Raw genomic sequence first — 25,179 nt, 5'->3', positions numbered from 1 at the left:
TTAACATCGATGTTCTCAAATATTTAACATGGATGACTGAAAAACAGGGCAAAATGATTAGAAATATATGCTCGAAGGTAAACATATCATCTTAGGAATAACGGGGAGTATAGCTGCTTATAAAGCTGCTTATATTATTCGGGGGTTGGTGAAGAAAGGAGCGGAGGTACAGGTCGTTATTACACCTGCCGGAAAAGAGTTTATTACTCCGCTAACCTTGTCTACGTTGAGTAGTAATCCGGTTATCAGTGAGTTTTTTTCCAATCGAGACGGCTCTTGGCATAGTCATGTTGATTTGGGACTTTGGGCGGATGCCATGTTGGTAGCGCCAGCTACAGCTTCTACTATCGGGAAAATGGCAAATGGTATAGCCGATAATATGTTGGTAACGACTTATCTTTCTTGCAAGGCTCCTGTATTTGTTGCTCCGGCAATGGATTTGGACATGTTTGCTCATCCGACGACTCAGCAAAATCTGGAACGTCTTCGTTCATTCGGCAACCATATTATAGAACCAGGTGAAGGAGAGTTGGCCAGTCATCTGGTTGGCAAAGGACGCATGGAAGAGCCGGACAAAATTATTGAGGTTTTGAGTGATTTTTTTACCTCGCAAACACAGCTTCAAAAAAAAAAGATTGTAATAACTGCCGGTCCGACATATGAAAAGATAGATCCTGTACGTTTTATAGGAAACTATTCCTCCGGAAAGATGGGATTTGCATTAGCTGAAGCATGTGCCGGACAAGGTGCGGAAGTTACATTAATTGCCGGCCCTGTGTCATTAAAGACGAATCATCCGAATATTAAGCGAATAGATGTGGAGTCGGCAGAGGAAATGTATCAGGCTGCAATGAAAGCTTTTCCGGTTTCGGATGCTGCGATTTTATGTGCGGCGGTGGCCGATTATCGTCCGGAAGTTCAGGCTTCGGAGAAAATCAAACGTGAAACTAAAGGCGAAATGACCTTGAAGCTTGTTTCAAATAAAGACATCGCAGCCTCTTTGGGGGCCATTAAACGGGATGGACAGGTATTGGTCGGTTTTGCCCTTGAAACAAACGACGAAGCTGCACACGCAGAAAGTAAGTTAAAGCGAAAAAATCTCGATTTCATCGTTCTTAACTCTTTGCGTGACGCCGGAGCCGGATTTCGTTGCGACACCAATAAGATTTCCATTATAGACAAAGAAGGAGAAGTCCGCGTTTTTCCTTTGAAGAGTAAACAAGGAGTAGCTATCGATATTGTAAATAAGTTGGCAACATTACTGAAATGAGAATGATTAAAAGATTATTGTTTATCTGTTTATTGGGGGCTACTCCTTTCTGGGGGAAAGCGCAGGAGTTGAATGCGCGTATCACGATTAATAGTGATAAGGTGCAAGCTACCAACAAACAGGTATTTACTACTTTACAAAATGCTCTTAATGAATTTGTAAACAATAAAAAGTGGACAGATGCTACTTTTGCTGTTAATGAACGTATTGATTGTTCAATGACGATTATTGTGAACGAAATGCCTTCGGATAACAGTTTTAAGTCGGAAATACAAGTCCAGGCCCGTCGCCCGGTCTACAATTCAAGCTATACGACAACCTTATTTAATTATCGTGATACACAATTGGATTTTGATTATACGGAGTTCGAACCGTTGGAATATACGGAAAATACATTAAATAGTAATTTGATAGCAACTGTTGTCTTTTATATTTATACAATTCTCGGACTCGATTTCGATAGTTTTGCTCCGAACGGGGGAAATAGTTTCTTGCAACAGGCACAACAGATTGTAAGTCTTGCTCAGGCACAACCTTCCTGGAATGGCTGGAAAGCTTTTGAGAATGACCGGAACCGGCATGCTTTGTCTACGGCTTTAACGGATAATACTTCTGCAATGTTTCGTGAAATGTGGTACAACTATCATCGTAAAGGACTCGATGAAATGGCTGCAAATCCGGATCGGGGACGTACGACAATCATTTCTTTATTACCAACATTGAATCAGATAAAGAGTGCCCGTCCTACCTCTCCGTTATTACAATTGTTTGCCGACTCTAAACTTGACGAAGTAGTCAGTATTTATTCAAAAGCCACTACTCAGGAGAAACAAGAAGGCTATAAAGAATTATCAAATCTATATCCGGCTTTGAGTACCCGCCTGGAGCCACTAAAAAAGTAAATCAGACAAGTATGTTGAAATCGTTATTTATACAGAATTTTGTTTTAATAGACAGTCTGGACATTCGGTTTGATAAAGGTTTTTCTGTTATAACCGGCGAAACAGGGGCGGGAAAGTCTATTATATTGGGGGCTTTGTCGTTGGTGTTAGGACAGCGTGCCGATGGAAAAAGTATAAAAAGTGGTGCCGATAAATGTGTGATAGAGGCGGTATTTGATATCTCTGAATATAGGTTAGAAGAATTTTTTCAGGTGAATGATTTAGAATATGATTCCGCGATTTGTATTCTTCGTCGTGAATTGTATGCTTCCGGTAAATCACGTGCTTTTGTAAATGACTCTCCGGTATCGTTGACTGTGATGAAAGAGCTTGGTGGACGTTTGATTGATATTCATTCGCAACATCAGAACTTATTATTAGGCGATAATCGTTTTCAGTTGAAAGTAATTGATGTAATGGCTGAAAATGAGGTTTTGTTGATTTTGTACAGAAAAGAATATAGTCGTTATCAGTCTCTGAAAAGAGAACTGAAAGAACTAACTGAAAAATCGGTACAAAACAAACAAGAAGAAGATTATGTCCGTTTTCAGCTTGAACAATTGACGGAGGCCGGTTTGTTTGCCGGTGAACAGGTTGAGTTGGAGCAAGAACTGGAAACTTTATCGCACGCTGAAGAAATAAAAAGTTCTCTTTATAAAATTACTCAATTGCTGGATGGAGAGGAGCAAGGGGCTGTACAACTTATCAAAGAGTCTCTTTCTGCAGCAGACGGGCTGGAACGTTATTACCCGAAAGCAAAGGAAATAGCGGAACGTCTTCGTTCTGCTTTCTTGGATTTGAATGATTTGGCCTCAGAGACAGATGTACAAAAAGAAGATATAGAATTTAATCCGGAACGGTTGGATTGGGTAAATGAACGATTAAATATTCTCTATTCGTTGGAACAGAAACATCGTGTTTCAACAGTCGAAGAATTAATGGAGTTGCAACATAAATATACGGAACAGTTAAGAGAGATGGACTCTTTTGACGAACAAATCGAGCGACTTAAGGAACAAGTAACCCTCTCATATAAAGAATTGCTCCGGCAAGCAGCCGTATTAAGCGGACATCGTAAGATTGCGTCGAAAACAGTCGAATCCCAGTTGGTGGAGATGGTGTTACCTTTGGGAATGCCGAATATTCGTTTTGAAATAGATTTCGTCGCTAAACAGGAGCCGGAAAGCGATGGAATGGACGAAATTCGATTTATGTTTTCTGCTAATAAGAGTGGAGAACTTCAACCTGTTGCACAAACAGCATCGGGTGGTGAAATTTCTCGTTTGATGTTATGTATAAAGGCTATGATAGCTGGTTTTACAGCTTTGCCTGCAATCATTTTTGATGAAGTGGATACAGGAGTTTCTGGTGATATTGCTGATAAAATGGGGGATATTATGCAGGAACTTGGCCGGAAAATGCAGGTGGTCACGATTACTCATTTACCGCAGATTGCAGCTAAAGGGAAAGAACATTTTTTTGTGTACAAAGAAGATACGCCGGAACGTACTGTTACCAAGATAAAAAAACTAAGTAAGGAAGAACGTGTAAAAGAGATTGCGCGTATGTTAAGCGGTGCTTCTTTGACCAGTGCATCTATTGCAAATGCGAAAGAACTTTTGAAAACGAAAGATTAAACCTTTGCATTTTTGCCGGGTCATAGAATCAACATCACTTAATTGTTAATTTAAAAACTGAAAGACATGAAGAGAGTGAGTATTATAGTAATGTTAGTCCTTTTATGCAGTTTGCAGGGACACGCACAATTCTGGATTAGCTTCGGTTGGAATGAACCTCATTGCCAGAATTGTCTTTGGATGGAACAAGCCATCCGCATGACGAATAGGCAAGCTGCCGAGTATCATAAAATCATTCATAAATATGGACAGAAAATAGAAAAAGAAGCTCAAAAACATTATCGTTATTGGGACCAATCTGCTAAAAATATCTATCGGTTGCGCATGGAACGGGACAGAAAACTACAACGCATTCTAAATCCTGAGCAATTTCGTTTATATGTTCGCTTTGTTCGTGAAGAACCGACACGTATCCATGATTGGCAGGGATGGTTTAATAATCCGCGATATTCACATTACCGTCCTTCGAACGTATGTTATCGGTATGAGGATCATTACTGGCATTGTCAATGGGAATATGCTGGTAAAAGATGGGTCGACCGTTTTGACGAAAGTAGATGGTATCCAGGTAAATATGACCGTCCGCATCCCAATAACAACGGACATTATCGTCCCGGTACGCCATCTCGCCCTAACAATAATGGACGTGACAGGGAGAGAGACAGAAATAGAAAAGAACGTGATAGGGAAAGACGGAGAAACTAAAAGGTTGATATGGGATTTCGGGTCAGTAAAAAGGCTTTGCTTTTGATAGCGGGATGCGTCTGGATAATAGCGGGAGCGAATATCCTGCGCATCGGCATTATCACTTGGATACATGATGCCCATTACTGGATGTTTAAAGTTGGAGAAGCAATTATCGTCTTTCTGCTTTTTTTCAATTTTGTATTTCGTCGTTTGTTTGATAAGCATACAACTCGCATTTCCCGTAAAGGAGAAAAAAACTGCCCGTTTTCTTTTTTTGATGTCAAAGGTTGGATTGTTATGATTGTTATGATAACATTTGGTGTAACGGCCAGACGTTTCCATTTGTTGCCTAATTCATTTATTTCCGTCTTTTATACGGGGTTGTCTTCTGCTTTGATTATTACCGGTGTATTGTTTCTCCGCCAAAGTTTTAAGATGAAAAAGGAATTAATGAATGGATGAAGGAATAAAAGATGCCGGATGTCGCTTGGATTCGTTCAGGTTTGTAAAATAGGAAACAAATTAATTTATCTAACGGGGTATTATCACTATTTTTGTAGAATAATTAGATTTTATAGTTCGGTTGATTTGTAAAAAGAGCTTGGAAGTGATTACATGCGAGCCGGAGAAATGCAGTAATGATATAAAACGAAATGAAAGAAAACGAAATGGTATTTGGCATACGTGCCGTTATAGAGGCTATTCAGGCTGATAAAGAGATTGATAAAATATTGGTGAAACGAGAATTGCAGGGTGATTTATCCCGCGAGCTTTTCGAAGTGCTTCGCGGACGTGATATTCCTGTGCAGCGTGTCCCGACAGAACGTTTGGACCGTTTGACCCGCAAAAATCATCAAGGAGTAATTGCTTTCATTCCGGCTATCACTTATCAACGTTTGGAGGATATTATCCCATTTCTGTATGAAGAGGGAAAGAACCCTTTTATCGTATTGCTAGATGGTATTACCGATGTGAGGAACTTTGGTGCAATTGCTCGCACTTGCGAATGTGCAGGAGTGGATGCTATTGTGATTCCGTCCAAAGGAAGTGTAACTGTTAATGCGGATGCCATTAAAACATCGGCGGGTGCACTTCATGTATTGCCTGTCTGCAAAGAAAGGAATATAACGGATGCCATTCGTTTTTTACAGGCGAGCGGAGTGAAAGTATATGCTGCAAGTGAAAAGGCGGTCGAAAATTATACGGCAATCAATTATGACGGCCCTGTTGCAATCGTAATGGGTGCGGAAGATAACGGTGTTTCTATGGATAATCTTCGTATTTGTGATAGTATGGTGAAGATACCGCAATTTGGAACTATCGGTTCGTTGAATGTTTCGGTTGCTACTTCTGTCTTGGTATACGAAGTGGTCCGGCAACGTATGAACGAACAAGCGTAATCACAATATAATAAATGTATATAAAATGAAAAAAGTTATCGCAACAAAAAATGCACCAGCCGCTATCGGTCCTTACAGCCAGGCAGTACAAGTTGGTAATATGCTTTTCGCTTCCGGTCAATTAGGAATTGACCCGGTAACCGGTGATTTTGTACCAGGCGGAGTCAAAGAACAGACTGTACAAGCTTTAAAAAATGTTCATGCTATTCTGGCAGAAGCCGGATACAGTATTGCGGATGTTGTAAAAACAACTGTATTTCTTTCGGATATGGGTGATTTTGCAACGATGAATGAAGTGTATGCTTCTCAGTTTGACGGTGCTTTTCCGGCTCGTTCGGCTGTTGCAGTAAAAACATTACCGAAGAATGGTTTGGTAGAAATAGAAGTTATTGCTGTAAAAGCATAGATAATGCTCCTTGAAAAGGATATTATCTATGCTTCGTTCTACGAATGTGAAATGTATAAACGACGAACCTGTTTTTTCATTCCTCGTTCTTCATTTATTATTTCACGTTCGTAAAACAAAAGAAGCGTACTTGATGAGATATAAATAAGCCCAGTATACAGGACGGGGAAGATGTATTTTAAATTTTCAGATTACTCCGTTTAACTATCGTCCGAATAGTTTGTTAATTAAATCTTTCTTTCCGATTTTTTGTAATGCCTGTGTTATTTGCTTACGGAACTCCGGTTTGTACCAGAAGAAGAATTGCCTTTGTGCCAGCTTTTGTTCTTTCGTACGTGCAGTATAGACTTTTTCGAGAGTGTAAGGATGATAACCTGTATAATATATTTCTGTAGCTAAGGTCATAGGAGTCGGAGTAAAATCCTGTACTTGTTCCAACTGGAAATGCAGTTGTTTTGTTTGGATAGCCAAATTCGCCATATCGACTTCCGTACATCCGGGATGGCTGGAAATAAAATAGGGGATAAGTTGCTGGTTGAGTTTATACTGCTTATTCACACGATCAAAAACTTTCTTAAACTGACCGAATTGCTCAAACGGAGGTTTACGCATCATTTTCAGGACATTGTTTTCCGTATGTTCAGGTGCTACTTTCAGACGCCCGGAAACATGGTGGGCTATTAGTTCTTCCATATAAATGTGAGTCGCTTTATTTAGATTTTCATCCTCATAACGGTGCAGCAGCAAATCATAACGGACGCCACTTCCAATAAACGAACGTTTGATTTCCGGCAGACTATCCACTTCTTTATAAATATCCAGCAACGGAGTATGATCGGCATTCAAATTTTTGCAGACTACAGGCGAAATACATGAAGGTTTTTTACATTTGGCACAAATGGACTGTTCTTTTCCTTTCATTCGGTACATATTGGCAGATGGTCCGCCTAAATCACTCAAATATCCCTTAAAATCAGGCATTTTAGTTATAGCCTTTACTTCTTTGAGGATAGACTCTTTACTCCGTGAAGCAATAAACTTACCTTGGTGTGCGGAAATTGTACAAAAGGCACAACCTCCGAAACATCCCCGATGTACATTGACTGAAAACTTAATCATCTCAAATGCTGGTATCACCTTTCCTTTATATTTGGGATGCGGCAGACGGGTGTAAGGTAAATCAAAAGAAGTATCAATCTCTTTTTCCGACATAGGGGGAAAGGGGGGATTGACTACAATAATCTTTTTACCAACCCGCTGTAGGATACGGGAAGCGTTATATTTGTTTGATTCCTCTTCTATATGCCGAAAATTCTTTGCTTGTTTGAGCTTATCACGCAGACATTCTTCGTGGGGGAAAAGTTCAATATCTTCGGAGGTAACTTCTATTTTATCAGCCAGGTAGGCTGTCTGGCATATATTGGTTATCTTGTGAAACGGAATGCCGGCCTGCAAACGGGTTACCAGCTCTTTGATGGGTAGTTCTCCCATCCCGTATATCAGTAAATCAGCTTGGCTATCGACCAAAATTCCGGGTAACAGTTTATCCTGCCAGTAATCATAATGTGTCAGACGTCGCAAGGATGCCTCAATACCACCTAGCACAACAGGAACTTCAGGATATATTTCTTTTAATATCCGGGTATAGACAATACTGGGGTAATCAGGGCGCATACCGGCCCGGCGATCCGGTGTATAAGCATCATCGCTACGTAATCGTTTGTTGGCTGTATAATGATTAATCATCGAATCCATCGCTCCGGCGGAGACACCGAAAAAGAGACGAGGAACTCCCAGTTTTTTGAAATCGCGATAATCACCCCGCCAGTCCGGTTGAGGTACAATAGCTACACGCAGACCCATCGATTCGAGAGTACGACCGATAACGGCAGCCCCAAACGAAGGGTGGTCCACATAAGCATCTCCACTAAAAAAAATAACATCTAGATAGTCCCATCCACGAATTTCAACTTCTTTTTTAGTAGTTGGCAACCAGTCCGACAGTTTGTATGTATTCATACTGCAAAAGTACAAATTATATATCTAATGTTTGGATATATGCTGATATATTCGATAATGAACATCTTAATTGTGTAAAGTTTATTTTACTTTTTGTCTTGTTTATTTGTTTGTTTGTAAAGTTTACTTTACTTTTGCTGCGTAACTTAAAATTTATCAAGATGGAAATGAATTATCTTTTTCCTGCAATCTGTAAAAAGATTGGTTGGATTTTGCTGATCCCGTTCGGTTTACTCAGCATTTATTGTTTATTTGAGTTTAATTATGAGGGAATGAATCCCGTCCAGGTTTCATCCAAAGCAATCTTGTTTCTTCCTAAATTTCTTGGTGTGGGAGCGGGAAGTGCCTTAGATGAAATAGCGACGATAGGATTAGCTATATCCCTGCTGCTTGTTGGTTTTTCAAAAGAAAAAGACGAAGATGAATGTATTGCGAAAATCCGTATGAATTCATTAGTGTGGGCAATATTGGTTAATTATTTGCTACTGATCCTCGCAACTTTATTTATATATGAAGTGGCTTATTTGAGTGTTGCATTCGTCGGTATGTTTACGGTGCTGATTTTCTTTATTGCAAAATATAAGTGGGAATTGAACCGATTCAGGAAAAATACTTTGGAAGATGAATAACACAATTCGGGTAGAGAGAGCTGTTATGAAGATGACTCAACAGCAATTAGCCGAGGCGATAGGAGTGAGCCGCCAGACTATAAATGCAATTGAATCTGGTAAGTATGTGCCTTCTACCGTTTTAGCATTGAAAATGGCAAAAATATTCGATAAGCATGTAGATGATATTTTCGTATTAGAGAATACGGATTAAAGGAATGGAGCTTTTGAACTTCAAGCTATAACTTTTAATTATAAGGGATAGAAATTAATGATTGGCATAATCAATTTCTATCCCTTACTTTTGTATCCATAAAGAAATCTTATAGTTAAGATAACAACTTTATTTGTGAGGTAAATGTTTTGGAAATAAAATATATCAATTAAAATAATTAGTATGAAAACATTAACAGACGAAAAGCTTACAATTGTAGGCGCAGCAGGTATGATTGGTTCTAATATGGCGCAGACAGCTCTGATGATGGGGCTTAGCACGGAAGTTTGTCTCTACGATCCTTTTGCACCGGCCTTGAAAGGTGTTGCTGCAGAGATGTATCAATCCGGCTTTGAATATGCCAATATTACATACACGTCTGATATCAGCGAAGCGTTGAGAGGTGCAAAATATGTTGTTTCATCAGGTGGTGCTGCCCGTAAAGCCGGTATGACGCGTGAGGATTTGCTAAAAGGAAATGCTGAAATTGCAGCTCAGTTCGGTAAAGATTTGCGTACTTATTGTCCAGATGTGAAGCATGTTGTTGTTATTTTCAATCCTGCTGATATCACCGGTCTGATTACATTACTTTATTCCGGTCTGAAACCCTCACAGGTAAGTACATTGGCTGCTTTGGACAGTACTCGTCTGCAAAGCGCATTAGCCCAACACTTCGGTATTCGTCAAAATTTAGTTCGCAACTGTCGTACATATGGTGGACATGGTGAGCAAATGGCTGTCTTTGCTTCTACTACTACTGTTGATAATCGCCCTTTATTAAAGCTTATAGGTACCCCTGAACTGACCGATGAACAATGGGCAGACATTAAACAGCACGTTATCCAAGGAGGAAAAGAAATTATTGATTTACGCGGACGTTCTTCTTTTCAGAGTCCTTCCTATCTTTCGATTGAAATGATACGCGCAGCTATGGGAGGCGAAGCTTTTCGTTGGCCGGCCGGGACTTATGTACATACCGGTAAGTTCAATCATATAATGATGGCTATGGAAACAGAAATCACAAAAGAAGGTATTTTTTATAAAGAGGTAGAGGGAACTTCGGCGGAAAATGCGGAGTTGGTACGTAGTTATGAGCATTTGAGCAAATTACGTGATGAAGTAATTGGTATGGGGATTATTCCCGAAATACATTTGTGGCATACACTCAATGAGCATATGAAATAATTTACAGGCAAAAAGATTTAGGTTAATTAAGCATAGGGTGTGTCTGTTAAGTGTCCCTACAGTTAGACAAAAACTTTTAGGGGCAATAGGCACACCCTTTATTCTAATATCTCATCTATTATTTTGTGTTGTTTATTAAAGAATAAACGTCTTTCGATACGTCCTCCTTCGGAAAATAGGGTAGAAAGTTTACAGAATGACCGAATCCATTCTTGCATCTTTTTGAATTTATCATTCGAATCAGTAATCATGGAAAAGCTGAAATTTGTTTGAAACAGAGCTAAAGACTGCTTACTGGAAGTAAAATAGCTTGTTGAAAATCCCAAATTCATAGCCGAAACGTAAAATTTATAATCCGGCGGCAAAGCAAATTTCGGAGTATAAGTCTCGTTCAAAAACATTTCCAGCTTTAACAGGAACTCTTTAAGTTCATTTTTAATTTCGTTTTTCTCTTGTGTATTGATGATACGCATCTTATAGAAATTAAGTATTTCTTTACTTATATTCCATATTAAGGCATTATCCCAAACGTAAAATCCTTTCTGGAAATTATATATATTATAAAAATTCTCTGCAATTTTAAATAGCCTACTTGGCGGTTCCCAACTGGCAAAATCACTGAACTCTTCCGACTGCACAAAGTAACTGCCCCATTTAAAAAACATAAACTTCATAAGAACTGGAGAGTGTACATAGCATTCCAAAGGCAAAGCATGGTACACATTTCCTGTTTCATTAACTTCATCCAGACTGATTTCTTTGACTTTCGCTATATTGGATTCCATCAAGTCATACAATGAATCCATAGAATGATAGGCTGACGGTAACCCCAATATAACTGGCACCCATTGAAGTCCCAAATCCTGGTACAAAAGACTGTCCAAGGAAATGTTCAAAGCTTTAGCCAGAATCCCCATTTCCCTGACAGAGAAGTTCACTTTTCCTGCCAGCCTTCTATAGGCAGACTCCTTCTCCAGTTTGAGAATGTCAGATATGAGGTAGACAAGATCAGCTTTCTTAATTCCCCTATTCTGCAATTCTTCGATAAATATATCATGTAGATCTTTCTTTTTCATATTTGTTACATTATTATATATGAATAGAAAACACAAAATTACGGGTATCGAAATGTAAGAAAAATTATCAAAAGACACAGGGTCTAAACTGCTAAAAAAAGACAGAGTTTCAAACTTAGCCCCATCACCCTAAGTTTTTCTCCTTTTCTGTCAATATCCGGACAGGATTCCTCCGAAAAGTCCACAAACAAAATCGTTATTCCCATCGTTTTGCAGAATAATCTATGCTCAAACATCTTCCTCCTCAAAAAAGGTTCTAACCCTTCATTTTCACCCGATAAAGTTGTCTTTTTTCGTACTTCATAATGGTTGAACTTTGCCGTTGAAAACAAAAAGAATTTTATGCGTATGCAAAAAGTTATATTATCATTTACTTAATCACAATTAAAAAAACAAGACAATGAAACTGAGAACTATTTTTATGTCAATGTTGGTGATAGCCGCCTTGACCAGTTGTAACAATGATGACGTAGATCATCACGGCGGTCCGCAGATGGCAGACGTAGACGTGGCGTATCTTTCCATCAAAATCGAAACGCAGCCGACGACCCGCGCTTCCGGTTCCGCCGAAAAACCCGGGGAAAACGAGAGCGATTTGAAAACTCTTTACCTGATTACTTTTGATGAACATGGCATGGTTGTGGGAATCCCCGGAACAACAAATTATTTCACGATGCTCTCTACATCCTCGACAACACCAGAAGCGATCAAAGTGTCGAAAAACGCAAAACAACTATTGGTGATTGCCAATCCTGACGGAATGCTTAAAAACGCAATCAACAATATCAGCGTGACATCGAGTTTCAGCTCTATCAATGCTGCAATCACCGGTACGACAAAAGACGAGGTTATAGATAACACCGGCAGTATCAGCAAAGGTTTCACGATGATCAACAGTGGCCCCAATGAAGAGATAGTGGGTAAAGTAAGCAACCTGCTCATCGACATCTCAAACAGTCTTGCAGATAATGAGGCTGGTGTTGAAGACAAGAGAGTGCCTGTCAGCCTTGAGCGTCTGGCAGCCAAACTCGACTTGCAGGAAAAAAAGGATGGAGCCACAACAAAACAAGAAGGAGCCTCTTTTACGTTCGGTCGATGGACACTCGACGCAGTGAATTCGACCTACTACCCATGCGCCGAAAAATACATACTTGGAAGTACGCATGCCCAGAATATTTATAAAAAGAATTTCTATACATACGATCCAAACTTCAACGGAGCTTCCGGACTTGTATTTGCAACAATTGATACAAACAACGATTATAGCCCGTTGCTGGCTGAAACTTATAACTGGCAGGATAAGGGAACAACCGCTTATTGCATCGAAAACACAATGGATGCTGACCATCAGCTATTCGGAAATGCAACCCGTCTGGTGATAAAAGCGACCTATTTTCCACCGGGTTTCAATACCGATGGCGACTGGTTCAACTATGCCGGTAAGAATTATAACGGTCTCGACGAGTTGAAAGAGGCTTATAGAGAAGCCGGTGAGGACTCAAACTTAAAGAAAGCTTGTGACAATATGTTTGTTAAAATCAAAGAGTATGCAAGCGAACATCCCGGAATTATCATCTCCGGAGTTAATTTCGTCAGTCTTACAGAGGAAGATTTAAATGGGATACCTAACGGTGGACAAGTGATCAAAGATAATAAGAACGACGTGATCCGCTGGTATCAGAAAGGCCTCTGTTACTACTACTATATGGTCCGTCATGACAATACATTAGACGAAGAAATGGTTTTCGGAAAATACGGTGTTGTACGCAACAACTGGTATTCGCTGACATTGAATTCCGTTGGCGGACCGGGCAGCCCCTGGTATCCGGAAGCAAACAACCCCGGCCCGGGTGATCCGGACCCGAAAGATCCTATCGATGAAGCAGCAGGTTATCTGGGCATCACCGTATCGGTTGCTCCATGGATTGTATGGGAAAATGAAATTGATATTTAAGACTGTCAAGTCCTTGATGTAATAATAGTTTCATTCGGAAGAAACTTTAGTTCCACCCTCATGAAACAAAGGTTTCTTCCGAAAGTACTTTTTAATAATAACACAGGAGTATGAACACGAACAGAATATATCGGAATTTTAGTGCATTGGCCTTGACAGTCTTCGTGTCTGTCTTCCTGTTGTCTTGCATCAGAGAGTATATAGATGAATGCAGGACATACCTCGAGTTTATCTACGACCATAATATGGAGTACACGGACTCTTTTGATCCGCATGTCGGCTCCGTCGACCTGTTTATCTTCGATGCGCAGGATAAATACCTGTTCACCATGCAATCTTCGCAGGAAGAACTTATTGGAAACAAAAGAATGCCTTTTGGCTACAACCTCCCTTTCGGGAAATATAAGATATTGACAGTCGGCGGACTTTCCGACAACTTCCGTGTCACAGGAAAAAACGGAAGCCGGCTTATTCCCGGAGAAACAACGCCATACGAAACACAAATAGCACTGGCACGTAACTCGAATACCGTTTCCCATGAATTTCCGCCGTTATGGATCGGGACAACAAAGGAAATCGATTACCAGGCAAATGAGACCGTTCATCCCATACACCTCATAAAAGCAACCAATCTCTTCAATCTGGTGTTGGCAAGTTCGGACTACGGGCAAGAGACAAAGGCCGATACGAAAGCTGCCGCCTATACGTTTGAGATCATTACTCCCGAAGGCGCAGTCTACGGACATGACAACAGCCCGAAAAATAAAGAAACAGTGAAGTACACCCCCTATTCCCTGACAGCCGGCGATGCCGCATCCGGAGCAATAGCGGAAGCCCATATCAATACCGGGCGGCTACTTCATGAAGAAGAATATGATTACCGGCTCACCGTCTGCAGTACGGAAACCGGAAAGGTCGTATGGGATTACGACCTGATGAGATTATTGGAACATACCAAACCCGCTTCGCGCCCTGACGGCAGCCCGTTGCCCATGCAGGAATATCTGGACAGGCAAAGCGAATGGCATATTGTAGTTATATATAAAGGAGATGAGCCGGGTGGTCCTGAGAACTTTGTCGCTGTCAAAGTGATTGTCAACGACTGGATCATATGGCTCAACGACATAGGAATTTGAATATTTGAAAAAGGAATTTTATGAAAACGATATTGAACCTGATATACATAGTTATTGCGACCATAACCCTTTATGCCTGCACAGCAGAGCACGCAATAGGCGAACCTGTCCTGCAAGATACAAAGGGGATGATGGCTATAAATATCATTACAGGCGATGTGCAGGTCGATGAGTATGTATATTCCGCCCGCTTTATTGTATTCGATAACGTATCGACTTATCCCACTGTTGATATCAACCAAATGGTAATACTGGACAAAAACAACGTCTGGTCATTCAATACCTATTTGAAAGTTCGCCATAACCAGGACAAAGCGCTCATCGTCATCCTGAACGAACCGGATGCATTAACCAGGACATTAGAGTCGGTAAGCTCTCCTTACGATCTGAACACGATAAAATTCCAAATGGCAGATATTTTCAATCAAAACCATACAGCTATCGGGACAAAAGGAATACCGATGACAGGCATCGTCCATAACATCTCCATAACAGAAAGTCATGCAGACGAAAACAGCGCCCTTGCACAAGAATTAAGGGTCGAACGTGCAGTCGCACGGGTCGATATTTGGTTCAAAACCTATCCGTGGTTTGAAGCAGCTGTTACAGAGAATACTAAAATCACCTTGTCGAGGTCATACGACGAAGGCTATCTGGTTGGTCCCGACATATTTTTCGGTTCCGATATGCAGACTGTCATACCCAATAAGGAGGTTGTCTGGCAGCATACGGGAGTTCCTTTGAAAATCGGGTATGAATCAAGCCGGTATTGTTCTTTCTATACGCCGGAGAGAACCTGCGACGCGGCAAACCATAACGATAAACTAATCTTGACCATTGAAGGTATAGACACCGAAGAAGGACAAAGAAGAGCCGTTACGACCTTGTTGGACTTTGCCGACATGACCAACTTAGAACCCCTGACCATGCGAGAGGTAAGGCGTAACTATGTCTATAAAACAACCGCAAATATACATAGGGAAAAGATAGAGTTTTACACCACTATCAGTCCATGGACAAATGTCAAGCAAGACGTTATTCTCGATCCGCAATATTTCCTGACCGTGAGTGAAGATAACCTTTACTTGCCGAATTACCAAGACAGGGCCGATGTGATTGCCATAACCAATTATGACCATAGCGATCGGAATTACCCGGATGGCATCTGTATTGGAGAAACACGATATTATACTAAAACAGGCGAACCGGTCACCGACACCAACAGCCTTTTATATGGTTGGCTGCGGGTAGCTCTTGACGAGAAGGAGGGCTATCTCCGCCGGGAAATAGAATACTCGAATATGCAAGAGATAAAAATTCCAGAGCATAACGGTTGCTATGCAATAGCAGAAGTCAAAGCCGGTAACCTGACAAAACTAATTAGGATCAACCGCTAAAATGATTTATAATTAAATACATATAACAGTATGAAACAATATAACATCCTGACAATAATAATTAGCGCAACCATCCTGTTGCTGTGCATGATGGGATGTACCGATGAGTCCATAATCGGTGGCACTATACCTGCAGAAAATAAAATAACGGTAAAAATGACTGTTCCCGGTTTGGAAATCCCTATGCTGACCCGCTCAGGAGAAGACAAAATATGGGAAAGAAAAATAAAGGATATAGACTTGATGTTCTTCGACGATTCGTATCCGGCCGTATTACTCGAGCATTTCCATATAACTGATTTATCAGAAGAAACATGGAGTGATGATTACCTGGTCTTATTCCAATTGGCCATAGGAGAAAATGATGACCTTAGTCGTGCCCGCAGTGTTGTCGCAATTGCCAACGCTCATCGAGAAGTATTAGATGCATGGAGCTATGGTCCCTATTATATAGAAAAACCACTTTTATTGGAACATCTGACATTTCAGAGCTCCCATGAATGGAACACATCCGTCCCGGGCTTTACCCCTATGCCTATGTATGGTGAAGTATCTGTATATGGCGTTTATAAAGGTATGACAATTCCAGGAATCGAACTGAAACGCATGCTGGCACGGATTGATGTGCAGAATAGAGTAAACAGCAATATCTTCAAGCTGGAGAAAATATATCTGGCAAATTACCGTACAAGCGGATTCATCGCTCCGGCCTGGGATGAGTCGAGCGGAGATATAATAAGAGAATGGGATAACAGATATCCTTATTCAAGAAACGAGAATCCGATGATACCGTCCGGTTTTACACGGAATACACCTATCGAATACCTCTATTCACAAGGCGACTATTCTCCGGGACCGCTTATGGAAGGGCTAATATATACGTACGAAGCACCAAAAGCGGCGCCCAACGAAAAAGTATGCCTCGTTTTGGAGGGTATTTATGAAGGAAAACGCAACTACTATCGTGTCGATTTCACCTCCGACATAGAGATGCATGAAGATTACGAAGTCTTTCGCGGAGACGATGTCCCACTATATCGTAACCATAAATATATCGTAACAATAACAGCTGCCGAAGGGATTGGTTATCCGAGTTTTGAGGAAGCAATTAACGCATCATCCGTACTGTCAAACCTGAAAACATCCATCCTGATTATAAATATGACGGGAATAAATAATATTGTTTACGACGGGCAATATTTCATGGGAACCGAAAAAAAGGTAGTCGATGTACCTTGGAACGCAAACAAAGAGCTAAGACTTAGGATTATTTCCGATTATCAGGGAAGTTGGGAAGCACAAGTCCTCAACCCGGGAGAAGCAGGCTGGCTTAAGTTTGCAAACAGCACGACTACCGACAGAGGCGAGAATCTCTCCGGCCTGAATCTCCGGATAGCAAAGGCAACACCACCTACTAACAACCGTTATGCAACCGGGCAAATCGCATTCTCAAACGGAAGACTCCGCGATACCCTTACGATTCGGCGAGTCACGATGGCAGAAACGTTTGCACACAGTAATATCATGATTCTCGACAATAGCATGACGTTTGCTACTTCTGAAGAAGATTTAGTGAGACTTAGGCCGACTGCGCAAGGATTATTCTTCAAATGGGGTTCTCTCTATCCGATTAAACCGATTGGCAATCCTTATGTATCGCCCCAATATGGAAATTGGGAGAATATTCCTTATGCCCACCAGAGTTATAATTTCACGACAGCCCTGACAGGCAAAGATGATACAGACGCTTTCAAAACATACAACAACAATCTGGGATTCAAGAAGGAAGCTGATATTGGCGATATATGCCGCTATCTTTCAAGCCGGAACACTTGGGCCGGTGGTAAATGGCGCTTGCCGACCTATGAGGAACTGAAGTTACTGTATGAAGAAACGACAAACGACCCTGCCATATATCGCTTTGGTAATTTTTCAAATATGACGAATACCCTCAATAATACATCTGATTCCGAGTTACTCGAAAAACTTACGACAGGAGCTTATACTCTTTTCAGTGGATTGCAATTAGGAATCACAGCAAAAGAATCTATTAACGATACAAGGCTTCCGCCTCCCGGAGCTATTATCCTTCCGGCTTCCGGTGACCGTTATTCGAATGGCAAAGTCGAATATATTGGAGAAATAGGCATTTACTGGTCTTCAACACCATGTGTTTTTGATAATAATGAAACCGCCAGTTGCTTTTTTTTCAAACATGATGAGGTTATGTTTTACGATGTGGACCGTTCATGTGCATTTCCGGTACGCTGTATCAGGGATTATTGAGTAATACTTATGTTTTTCAGATATAAATCCGCAGGAAAATTCCTGCGGGATTCTCTAGATTCAGGGTAGAAGAAATTTATTCTCGGTATCTTTTGTTCTCCGAATTATTAGAATTGCGCCGAATAATCGTTTCTTTACGGGTACCACAGATAAGATAAAGTTGATCGGTATCTTCAGCTTTATCAATAGTAAAAAAGCGGCGCATTATAGACTTTACCTGTTCTATTTTAAGAAGGGGAAAAGATATCCTTTTGGCTTGCTTGTCATGATGACCATTTATTTGTACTCGTCCTTCACTGTGGCAAATTATCAATTTTCCTCCCGGGCTTGTTAATTCAGCCAAGTGAGCTATTAGTATCTCCGGATATTCAAAATGAGGGAATGCACTATAAACAATAATATAATCGAATATTTCATTTTTCAAATCCAATACGTCCATGCTACGAAAATCAACCAAAGGTGTATGATATTTTAGTTGTGCCTGTTTTATCATACGGGGTGAGAGATCTACTGCAACAATCTTAGAAGGAGCATGCGCCAGCAAATAGCTTTCCAGAATACCGGTTCCACACCCCACGTCAAGGATACGCATGCTCTGACGAAGTCCGGATTGTTTTAGAATATAATTTAGCTTTTGGGGATCGTGATAACAAAGTTCATCCCAGCGATCAGCTAATGCATCAAAAAAGTCGGCAATGTGTTTCATGGCAGTTCTCCTTCCCAAACGAAACAATCTTCAAACAACTTTTTCAGATTCGTTGATTTTTTAAATAACCCGAAAACTGATGAACCGGAGCCGGACATAGAGGCATATACTGCTCCATTCTGATAAAGTGCTTCTTTAATCTCTGCAATAACAGGATGTTTAGTAAATATACTTTGTTCAAAATCATTTACCATGGCCTTTTTCCACTCGCAAACAGGTGTTTGTATTATTTCCTTTAGAGAAATAGAAGGAAATGCAGGTTTTACCATTGAATAAGCTTCAGGGGTAGAAACTGCAACATCCGGCTTTATCAGGCAAAGATAATAACCACGTAAGGATAATTGAACCGGTTCGAATATATTTCCCGTGCCTGAAGCAAAAACGGGTGTATTACGAATAAAAAACGGACAATCAGCCCCTATGGAGGCGGCTAACGTTTCTAGTTTATCTTGGGCTATTCCCAGTTTGCAGTAGTCATTTAACAAACGAAGCATAAAAGCGGCATCAGACGAACCTCCTCCTAATCCTGCTCCGGAAGGAATCGCTTTTAGCAGATTCACTTCCAGAGCAGGGATTTCAAATTCTTTTTTTAGTAGATTTAATGCTTTAATTACCAGGTTTTTTTCTGTCGGTCCATCTATTTGAATACCTGTTTGTGAAAATGAGAAAGCTGGAGCGTCCACTATTTCCAGCGCATCTTTCACAGGAACAGGATAGAAGATGGTTTCAATATTGTGATAACCATCAGGACGTTTACTGACAACGTTTAATCCCAAGTTTATTTTGGCATTTGGAAAACAAATCATACTAAATAAATATTGTTTATAGACAAAAGTAATAAATCTGTTCGATTATATTCTTCTTTTTGCATGTAAACTTGCATAATTACCCGGTTTGAGCTGTTGAGAGGTACACGCAAAATAATCCTGATTATCTTTGCCCTTCACCAATCATTTCTTCAGCAAGTACAACATCTGCGTCTTTCTGAATATTTGGTAATTCCAGACCATAACCTTTGATGCGGTCTTCGCGTTTCAACAATAAAGAAATGAGGAGCGCTAAAATACCGAATCCTGTGAAAATCATCATCGGAATAGTATAGTCGTATGTCGGTTTGCCGTCGACAAGACCTGTTACGCAATATTTATCCAAGACAAGGCCAATCATATAAGGAACTCCCATTAAGCCCCAGTTCTGTACCCAGAAAATCAAGGCATATGCAGTACCTAGTTTGTTTTCCGGGATAATTTTCGGAACTGAAGGCCACATAGCAGAAGGGACCAAAGAGAAGGCAACACCCAGTAGAATGATTAATCCCAATGCGATAAGCCAGTTGTTTAACATAGGAATGGAGAACATCAGATGGACAAATATTAGCATGATGGCCCCAATAATCATGATGGTAGCTCCTTTCCCTTTCCGATCATAAAGATTTCCGAAAAATGGAGTTAACAAAATATTACCGAACGGTAACAAAGCCGGAATGATACCGGAAAGTTCCGGGTCTATGCCGAATTTGTTAATCATCAGGCTGGGGGCATATTTAAGGAAAGGAAAGACAGCGGAATAAAACAACACGCAAAGAAGCGCCATATACCAAAATCCTTTTAATTTAATAATATCAAAAATGTCGCTGATACGGAACGGTTCTTCCGGCTCTTCTTCCGTAGTGGAGGCAGCGTCTTCGGCATCTCGTTTGATATCCATGATAACGAATACGATGAAGGATAGCAAACCGATACAAAGTAGTATCAAACCAATAAAAATAGGCATGCTGATAGAATTACCGAAAGCACGGCTCAACAACGGCGTAATACCGATAGCTAATCCCGTTCCGATACGGGCACAGGCCATTTCCAATCCCATGGCCAATGCCATTTCTTTACCTTTAAACCATTTCACTATGATTTTAGAAACGGTAATACCTGCTATTTCAATCCCGACCCCGAATAAAGCATATCCTAATGATGCTACCAGCAACGGATATCCCCATTCCGTACCGAAAACGGAAACAGTTGCGCCACCGAAATCATGGGATACACCGAACCATTTGATAAATACACCGATAAGCATAATACTTGTGGCCATTAATCCGGTAAAACGTACACCCATTTTGTCCAGTATCATACCTCCGAAAATAAGCATCAAGAAGAATACATTAAACCAACCGTAGGCGCTGGTAAACTTACCATATTCGTTGGCGGTCCATCCAAGACCGCCACCTTCGACGGGAGTTTGAAGTAAGTCTTGAAGCGGGGCCATCATGTCTGTGATGAAGTATCCGCAAAGCATTGTGAATGCAACAAGCGCCAATACGGACCATCGAGCCGTTTTGGATTCGCTTAGTTTTCTTTGAATCTGTTCTCTCATGATATTTGTTTTATTGAATTATGTTATTCTTTTTCTTTACTGAAAAGGGGGAGGGCATCCGCTACAATGAAAGTACTGCCCCCTATAAAAATAAAATCATCTTTTCCAGCACGCGCCAAAGCTTTCTGGACTGCTTCCCCTACATTTTCACAAATGGTACCGGACAATCCGTGTGCCATTCCTTTTTCCGCGAAATCTTTTGCCGGCATAGCCCTGGGAATGGATGCCTGGGTGAAAAAATAAAATGCATTTTTCGGCATAAGTTCTAATACGCCGTTGATATCTTTATCATTCACCATGCCTACAATCATATAGAGAAGTTTGTGCTTTTTCTGTTCATCACTAAGTTGGATATTGATGTATTCCCAACCTCCAACATTATGTCCGGTATCACATACTACTTTCGGGTTTTCCTGTAATAACTGCCAGCGCCCCATTAAACCTGTGAGTTCAACTACATGCTCAAATCCTTCACGGACAGCTTTCTTTGGTATGTCGATACCTTGTGTGTTTAACAAGTTGAGCGCACCCAAAACAGTTGTTGCATTTCTGAACTGTACAACACCTCCCAATTCTCCTAACAATTGTCCGTATTCAGTCGAATCAAAGAACCATTCTCCTGTATCCATCAGATAAGATTCTCCCAACAATCCTTCATCCTGTGCAAAATAGACTAATGTGTCGTTTTTGACAGCAGCATCTGAGAATACCTGTGCTACGCTGTGACGGTCAACCTCGCCAATCAGAACCGGAATGCCTTTTTTTATGATTCCTGCTTTCTCTGCGGCTATCTTTTCGACAGTGTCGCCCAGAAACTGGGTATGGTCGAGGCTGATATTCGTAATTATACTTAGGATTGGGGTAATAATATTCGTACTATCCAGACGTCCTCCCATCCCGACTTCGATAACCGCAATATCCACCTTTTCGGTACGAAAATAATCGAATGCCAATGTAGAAGTCAACTCGAAAAAGGAGGGTTGTAACGACTCGAAGAAGGTACGATAGCGTTCAATGAACCGAATCACATATTCTTTGGGTATCATTTTCCCGTTTACGCGGATACGTTCACGAAAATCCACTAAATGGGGGGAGGTGTAAAGTCCGACTTTATATCCGGACTGGCGTAGGATTGCTGCCAAAAGATGGCTGACAGAGCCTTTACCGTTTGTACCGGCTACGTGGATTGTTTTGTATGCTTGATGCGGATTTCCGAGATGATTATCTAGTGCTATACTGGTATCCAACCCCGGTTTGTATGCGGATGCACCGCTATGTTGAAAGACCGGAATGCTGGTATATAGATAGTGTAGCGTTTCTTCGTAAGTCATGCTTTTGAAATTTATATTTCGCAAAAGTAGTCAATTTTATTTATACCTTTGCGCTTCGTTAAAGAAAATAAAAAGGAAGAAAGCAATATGAGTAAGCAACGTATTAGCCATACTCCGGAAGGGGGAGTATGTTCGAAGATGATGATTATTGACTCGGAAGATAATATAATCAGAAATGTTCAAATTATTGGTGGCTGCCAAGGTAATACGCAAGGATTGTCCCGACTGCTGGTTGGTATGGATATTCAGGAAGCTATTCGGCGCTTGGAAGGAATCAACTGTCGTGAACGGGGAACTTCCTGTCCTGACCAGTTGGCGCAGGCTTTAAAGAAAATACAAACTGATTTTAATCTATAATCAGTTTGTAACCGATACCCCGTACATTCAATATTTTTATACTTTCGTCTTTGGATAGCTTATGTCGTAGTTTCGTAATGAAGACATGCAGGCTGCGAGCGTTAAAAAACGAGTCATCGCCCCACAGTTCCAGTAAAACATCTTTCATAGGAAGTACATTGTCCTTGTTTGCACACAAACGTTTTAATATTTCAGACTCCCGATTACTTAGAAGTTGTTTATTTCCTTGATGTTTTAGTGTTTGCGTGATGGAGTCGAAGGAATATTGTCCCAAAGTAAAAGTACTTGTCTCTTCTTTATTAATCGTTATTTTCTTTAATAAAGCCTTAATACGGATAATTAGTTCCGCCATACCGAATGGTTTCTTCAGGTAATCGTTGCCTCCCAGTTCAAAGCCTTCCACTACATCGTTTGCGGCGGAACGGGCAGAGAGAAAGAGAACGGGAATTTGCGAGTCCGTCTTCCGTATGTGGCGTACCATTGTGAAACCGTCGATTTTAGGCATCATAATGTCGGATACGATAATATCCGGTTTTGTTTCTTTACAACGTGCCAAGCCTTCTTCACCGTCGGAAGCTAGGATAATGTCGAATTCATCACCGTCTAGCGTATCCTTTATTATCATGGCGAGTGTGGGTTCATCCTCAACTAATAATACTTTTGTCTTTTCCATTTTTCTATTCTTTACTTGAAACAGACTATTTGTTTTTGAAATGTAAGGTAAAAGTGCTACCTTTTCCTAACGTACTTTTAACACTGACATATCCTCCATGTTTGGACATCATATCATTTACATAATATAGTCCCAGGCCATATCCTTTTACATTATGCAGGTTTCCATTAGGAACACGAAAGAACTTATCGAATATTCGTTTCTGATTGGTTTCGCTGATACCTATACCATTGTCGGAAACAGTTAGGCAGGTTTCATCAGAAAGTCTTACGCTTTTTATGGAAATGCTGCAAGGCTTTTCTCCGGAATATTTAATCGCATTTTCTATAAGATTACTAAGCATGTTATATAAATGTGTTGGATCGGCTATAATATGCAGGTCGTCAGGTATTTCAGTCGTTATACTGAGAGGCTCGCCGGTCTTTAATTTATATTGTTCGATTAGAGCCGGGAGTATTTTAGCTACGTAAATCGTTTCGGGATGCAACCGGAACGATTTGCGGTTTTCAACGGATAGGGTTAATATCTGTTCGACCAATCCGGAAAGATGAGTGAGTTGTTCGCGGATAATAGTCAAGTATTTTTGCTGCTTTTCACTGACATTGTGGTTATGATTTAGTAAAACATCATTGGCGGCATAAGCTACTGATATAGGTGTTTTCAGCTCATGTGTCATATTATTGGTGAAATCAGTTTTTAGTTCTTCTACTGTTTTTTGTCGGAGGATTGTATAAAGAAGATAAATAAAAGCGCCTAAAATAACAACGACAAGCAGGAGAGAGGATATCAGTATTCCGGCCATCTGTTTCAAAACAATCTTATCCGGCGATAGTGATATTTTATAAAAACTGCCGTTCAGACCGAAAGGAAATTCTATTTGAGCGGCATTCCTCCATGGCCGGACAACATTAATTGTGTCCGGACTGGCATAGAGAACGGAGTCGGTGGCATCCGGTTGGATTACCTGCAATTGGTAAGGGGCTGATATACCTCTGTTTTGTAATTCTTCCGACAGATATATTTCATACTGTCTATAATTTATAGGCATTAAAGAGTCTATCTTTTGATGTATAGCTGCCTGTATTTGCATTTCCATGATACTAAGTTGGGATAAATAATCTTTTAAAGTCTCTTCTGAATTACGAAATTGGATTGTAGTATCTATTGTTGATACTTTTACAGAGGAGTCTTTGCTGGCTGAGTCATCACCTGCGGAAATGGCATATTTTACTTCCTCATGATAATCTTTACTTTTAAGCGTGTCCATACGAGTGAATGTTTCTCTGTAATCAGCCATTCTCATCGCTTCCCGTACATGTTCCATTGTTGTGGTTTTATTGGATAGATACAAACCTTTCAACCAATACCCTTGTGATAGTAGTAAACCTAATAAAGAAAGGCTTATTAAAAGTGCTATTGTTTTGAAACGAAAACGAGTATTCATATATTTCAAATTTCTTACGGGCAAATGTAAATGATATGTTTGAATATATGGCAAAAATGGTAAGACTAAATAACACTACTGT

At 40.5% G+C, this 25,179-nt stretch carries 23 protein-coding genes; 15 read left to right on the top strand and 8 right to left on the bottom strand.

The genetic code is table 11. The features are described from left to right. The first annotated feature begins 67 nt into the window (after positions 1-67). From coaBC to DW103_RS01555, 7 genes are all read left to right on the top strand, one after another. Positions 68-1,270, top strand: coding sequence for a bifunctional phosphopantothenoylcysteine decarboxylase/phosphopantothenate--cysteine ligase CoaBC (gene coaBC / locus DW103_RS01585; RefSeq protein ID WP_122273906.1), 1,203 nt, complete (start codon positions 68-70; stop codon positions 1,268-1,270). Then, positions 1,267-2,172: a DUF4835 family protein gene (locus DW103_RS01580; protein WP_122273905.1), complete on the top strand. Its 906-nt coding sequence runs from the start codon at positions 1,267-1,269 to the stop codon at positions 2,170-2,172. The genes coaBC and DW103_RS01580 overlap by 4 nt, the downstream gene beginning before the upstream one ends. A gap of 11 nt (positions 2,173-2,183) precedes the next feature. Beyond that, complete coding sequence (gene recN, locus DW103_RS01575; RefSeq protein WP_122273904.1) at positions 2,184-3,848, top strand: DNA repair protein RecN; 1,665 nt, start codon at positions 2,184-2,186, stop codon at positions 3,846-3,848. 66 nt (positions 3,849-3,914) lie between these two features. Continuing rightward, the gene (locus DW103_RS01570; RefSeq protein ID WP_122273903.1) at positions 3,915-4,553 is read left to right on the top strand and encodes a hypothetical protein; all 639 of its coding nucleotides are present in this window, start codon (positions 3,915-3,917) and stop codon (positions 4,551-4,553) included. A 9-nt stretch (positions 4,554-4,562) separates the two neighbouring features. Then, positions 4,563-4,997, top strand: a complete 435-nt coding sequence (locus tag DW103_RS01565) for a hypothetical protein (protein WP_122273902.1) — start codon at positions 4,563-4,565, stop codon at positions 4,995-4,997. A gap of 191 nt (positions 4,998-5,188) precedes the next feature. Beyond that, positions 5,189-5,935 carry a 23S rRNA (guanosine(2251)-2'-O)-methyltransferase RlmB gene (rlmB, locus tag DW103_RS01560; protein ID WP_122273901.1) on the top strand — a complete coding sequence of 249 codons (747 nt, stop codon included), beginning with the start codon at positions 5,189-5,191 and terminating at the stop codon, positions 5,933-5,935. 25 nt (positions 5,936-5,960) lie between these two features. Further along, a complete protein-coding gene (locus tag DW103_RS01555) occupies positions 5,961-6,341 on the top strand; it encodes a RidA family protein (RefSeq protein WP_122273900.1) in 381 nt (126 codons plus the stop codon). A gap of 204 nt (positions 6,342-6,545) precedes the next feature. On the opposite strand, the gene DW103_RS01550 is transcribed toward DW103_RS01555, so the two are convergent. Continuing rightward, entirely contained in the window at positions 6,546-8,360 is a 1,815-nt protein-coding gene (locus tag DW103_RS01550; protein WP_122273899.1) for a YgiQ family radical SAM protein, read from the bottom strand. A 161-nt stretch (positions 8,361-8,521) separates the two neighbouring features. Here DW103_RS01550 and DW103_RS01545 point away from each other — a divergent pair, with 161 nt between their 5' ends. The 3 genes from DW103_RS01545 to DW103_RS01535 all read left to right on the top strand — a co-directional run bounded on the left by DW103_RS01545 (position 8,522) and on the right by DW103_RS01535 (position 10,367). Further along, positions 8,522-8,989, top strand: coding sequence for a hypothetical protein (locus DW103_RS01545; protein WP_147381161.1), 468 nt, complete (start codon positions 8,522-8,524; stop codon positions 8,987-8,989). Then, the gene (locus DW103_RS01540; RefSeq protein ID WP_122273897.1) at positions 8,982-9,182 is read left to right on the top strand and encodes a helix-turn-helix transcriptional regulator; all 201 of its coding nucleotides are present in this window, start codon (positions 8,982-8,984) and stop codon (positions 9,180-9,182) included. Before DW103_RS01545 ends, DW103_RS01540 begins: the two co-directional genes overlap by 8 nt. Positions 9,183-9,365: 183 nt before the next feature. After that, entirely contained in the window at positions 9,366-10,367 is a 1,002-nt protein-coding gene (locus tag DW103_RS01535) for a malate dehydrogenase (protein WP_122273896.1), read from the top strand. Positions 10,368-10,465: 98 nt separating this feature from the next. On the opposite strand, the gene DW103_RS01530 is transcribed toward DW103_RS01535, so the two are convergent. Further along, the gene (locus tag DW103_RS01530) at positions 10,466-11,443 is read right to left on the bottom strand and encodes a helix-turn-helix domain-containing protein (RefSeq protein WP_122273895.1); all 978 of its coding nucleotides are present in this window, start codon (positions 11,441-11,443) and stop codon (positions 10,466-10,468) included. A 400-nt stretch (positions 11,444-11,843) separates the two neighbouring features. Between DW103_RS01530 and DW103_RS01520 the strand changes: the two genes are divergently transcribed. From DW103_RS01520 to DW103_RS01505, 4 genes are all read left to right on the top strand, one after another. After that, on the top strand, positions 11,844-13,397 hold the full coding sequence (locus DW103_RS01520) for an Mfa1 family fimbria major subunit (protein WP_122273893.1): 1,554 nt from the start codon (positions 11,844-11,846) through the stop codon (positions 13,395-13,397). Positions 13,398-13,507: 110 nt separating this feature from the next. Continuing rightward, entirely contained in the window at positions 13,508-14,533 is a 1,026-nt protein-coding gene (locus DW103_RS01515; protein ID WP_122273892.1) for a FimB/Mfa2 family fimbrial subunit, read from the top strand. A 20-nt stretch (positions 14,534-14,553) separates the two neighbouring features. Next, positions 14,554-15,930, top strand: coding sequence for a hypothetical protein (locus DW103_RS01510; protein WP_122273891.1), 1,377 nt, complete (start codon positions 14,554-14,556; stop codon positions 15,928-15,930). A 30-nt stretch (positions 15,931-15,960) separates the two neighbouring features. Then, positions 15,961-18,216, top strand: coding sequence for a hypothetical protein (locus tag DW103_RS01505; RefSeq protein ID WP_122273890.1), 2,256 nt, complete (start codon positions 15,961-15,963; stop codon positions 18,214-18,216). A 76-nt stretch (positions 18,217-18,292) separates the two neighbouring features. On the opposite strand, the gene DW103_RS01500 is transcribed toward DW103_RS01505, so the two are convergent. The 4 genes from DW103_RS01500 to DW103_RS01485 all read right to left on the bottom strand — a co-directional run bounded on the left by DW103_RS01500 (position 18,293) and on the right by DW103_RS01485 (position 22,623). Then, the gene (locus DW103_RS01500) at positions 18,293-18,922 is read right to left on the bottom strand and encodes a class I SAM-dependent methyltransferase (protein WP_122273889.1); all 630 of its coding nucleotides are present in this window, start codon (positions 18,920-18,922) and stop codon (positions 18,293-18,295) included. Continuing rightward, entirely contained in the window at positions 18,919-19,728 is an 810-nt protein-coding gene (ispE, locus tag DW103_RS01495) for a 4-(cytidine 5'-diphospho)-2-C-methyl-D-erythritol kinase (RefSeq protein ID WP_122273888.1), read from the bottom strand. Before ispE ends, DW103_RS01500 begins: the two co-directional genes overlap by 4 nt. A 124-nt stretch (positions 19,729-19,852) precedes the next feature. Then, positions 19,853-21,292 (bottom strand): MFS transporter, encoded by a 1,440-nt coding sequence (locus DW103_RS01490; protein ID WP_122273887.1) that lies wholly within the window; start codon positions 21,290-21,292, stop codon positions 19,853-19,855. A 23-nt stretch (positions 21,293-21,315) separates the two neighbouring features. Continuing rightward, entirely contained in the window at positions 21,316-22,623 is a 1,308-nt protein-coding gene (locus DW103_RS01485; protein WP_122273886.1) for a folylpolyglutamate synthase/dihydrofolate synthase family protein, read from the bottom strand. 87 nt (positions 22,624-22,710) lie between these two features. Here DW103_RS01485 and DW103_RS01480 point away from each other — a divergent pair, with 87 nt between their 5' ends. Beyond that, entirely contained in the window at positions 22,711-22,980 is a 270-nt protein-coding gene (locus DW103_RS01480) for a TIGR03905 family TSCPD domain-containing protein (RefSeq protein WP_122273962.1), read from the top strand. On the opposite strand, the gene DW103_RS01475 is transcribed toward DW103_RS01480, so the two are convergent. Then, complete coding sequence (locus tag DW103_RS01475; protein ID WP_122273885.1) at positions 22,970-23,653, bottom strand: response regulator transcription factor; 684 nt, start codon at positions 23,651-23,653, stop codon at positions 22,970-22,972. The genes DW103_RS01480 and DW103_RS01475 overlap by 11 nt on opposite strands. Positions 23,654-23,678: 25 nt before the next feature. Beyond that, positions 23,679-25,097: a sensor histidine kinase KdpD gene (locus DW103_RS01470; protein ID WP_122273884.1), complete on the bottom strand. Its 1,419-nt coding sequence runs from the start codon at positions 25,095-25,097 to the stop codon at positions 23,679-23,681. Positions 25,098-25,179: the final 82 nt, after the last annotated feature.

The sequence above is a fragment of the Parabacteroides sp. AM08-6 genome (assembly GCF_003473295.1).
Taxonomy (GTDB): domain Bacteria; phylum Bacteroidota; class Bacteroidia; order Bacteroidales; family Tannerellaceae; genus Parabacteroides.
Note: the sequence above shows the minus strand (reverse complement) of the source record. Positions and strands in the feature narration are given on the sequence as shown.

Bases quoted from the DNA above. Each gene is read 5' to 3' on its own strand.
- DW103_RS01565 (WP_122273902.1), top strand. From the start codon at position 4,563: ATGGGATTTCGGGTCAGTAAAAAGGCTTTGCTTTTGATAGCGGGATGC.
- DW103_RS01550 (WP_122273899.1), bottom strand. From the start codon at position 8,360: ATGAATACATACAAACTGTCGGACTGGTTGCCAACTACTAAAAAAGAA.
- coaBC (WP_122273906.1), top strand. From the start codon at position 68: ATGCTCGAAGGTAAACATATCATCTTAGGAATAACGGGGAGTATAGCT.
- DW103_RS01510 (WP_122273891.1), top strand. From the start codon at position 14,554: ATGAAAACGATATTGAACCTGATATACATAGTTATTGCGACCATAACC.
- DW103_RS01535 (WP_122273896.1), top strand. From the start codon at position 9,366: ATGAAAACATTAACAGACGAAAAGCTTACAATTGTAGGCGCAGCAGGT.
- DW103_RS01505 (WP_122273890.1), top strand. From the start codon at position 15,961: ATGAAACAATATAACATCCTGACAATAATAATTAGCGCAACCATCCTG.
- recN (WP_122273904.1), top strand. From the start codon at position 2,184: ATGTTGAAATCGTTATTTATACAGAATTTTGTTTTAATAGACAGTCTG.
- DW103_RS01475 (WP_122273885.1), bottom strand. From the start codon at position 23,653: ATGGAAAAGACAAAAGTATTATTAGTTGAGGATGAACCCACACTCGCC.
- rlmB (WP_122273901.1), top strand. From the start codon at position 5,189: ATGAAAGAAAACGAAATGGTATTTGGCATACGTGCCGTTATAGAGGCT.
- DW103_RS01570 (WP_122273903.1), top strand. From the start codon at position 3,915: ATGAAGAGAGTGAGTATTATAGTAATGTTAGTCCTTTTATGCAGTTTG.
- ispE (WP_122273888.1), bottom strand. From the start codon at position 19,728: ATGATTTGTTTTCCAAATGCCAAAATAAACTTGGGATTAAACGTTGTC.
- DW103_RS01555 (WP_122273900.1), top strand. From the start codon at position 5,961: ATGAAAAAAGTTATCGCAACAAAAAATGCACCAGCCGCTATCGGTCCT.
- DW103_RS01545 (WP_147381161.1), top strand. From the start codon at position 8,522: ATGGAAATGAATTATCTTTTTCCTGCAATCTGTAAAAAGATTGGTTGG.
- DW103_RS01515 (WP_122273892.1), top strand. From the start codon at position 13,508: ATGAACACGAACAGAATATATCGGAATTTTAGTGCATTGGCCTTGACA.
- DW103_RS01520 (WP_122273893.1), top strand. From the start codon at position 11,844: ATGAAACTGAGAACTATTTTTATGTCAATGTTGGTGATAGCCGCCTTG.
- DW103_RS01480 (WP_122273962.1), top strand. From the start codon at position 22,711: ATGAGTAAGCAACGTATTAGCCATACTCCGGAAGGGGGAGTATGTTCG.
- DW103_RS01530 (WP_122273895.1), bottom strand. From the start codon at position 11,443: ATGAAAAAGAAAGATCTACATGATATATTTATCGAAGAATTGCAGAAT.
- DW103_RS01540 (WP_122273897.1), top strand. From the start codon at position 8,982: ATGAATAACACAATTCGGGTAGAGAGAGCTGTTATGAAGATGACTCAA.
- DW103_RS01470 (WP_122273884.1), bottom strand. From the start codon at position 25,097: ATGAATACTCGTTTTCGTTTCAAAACAATAGCACTTTTAATAAGCCTT.
- DW103_RS01500 (WP_122273889.1), bottom strand. From the start codon at position 18,922: ATGAAACACATTGCCGACTTTTTTGATGCATTAGCTGATCGCTGGGAT.
- DW103_RS01490 (WP_122273887.1), bottom strand. From the start codon at position 21,292: ATGAGAGAACAGATTCAAAGAAAACTAAGCGAATCCAAAACGGCTCGA.
- DW103_RS01485 (WP_122273886.1), bottom strand. From the start codon at position 22,623: ATGACTTACGAAGAAACGCTACACTATCTATATACCAGCATTCCGGTC.
- DW103_RS01580 (WP_122273905.1), top strand. From the start codon at position 1,267: ATGAGAATGATTAAAAGATTATTGTTTATCTGTTTATTGGGGGCTACT.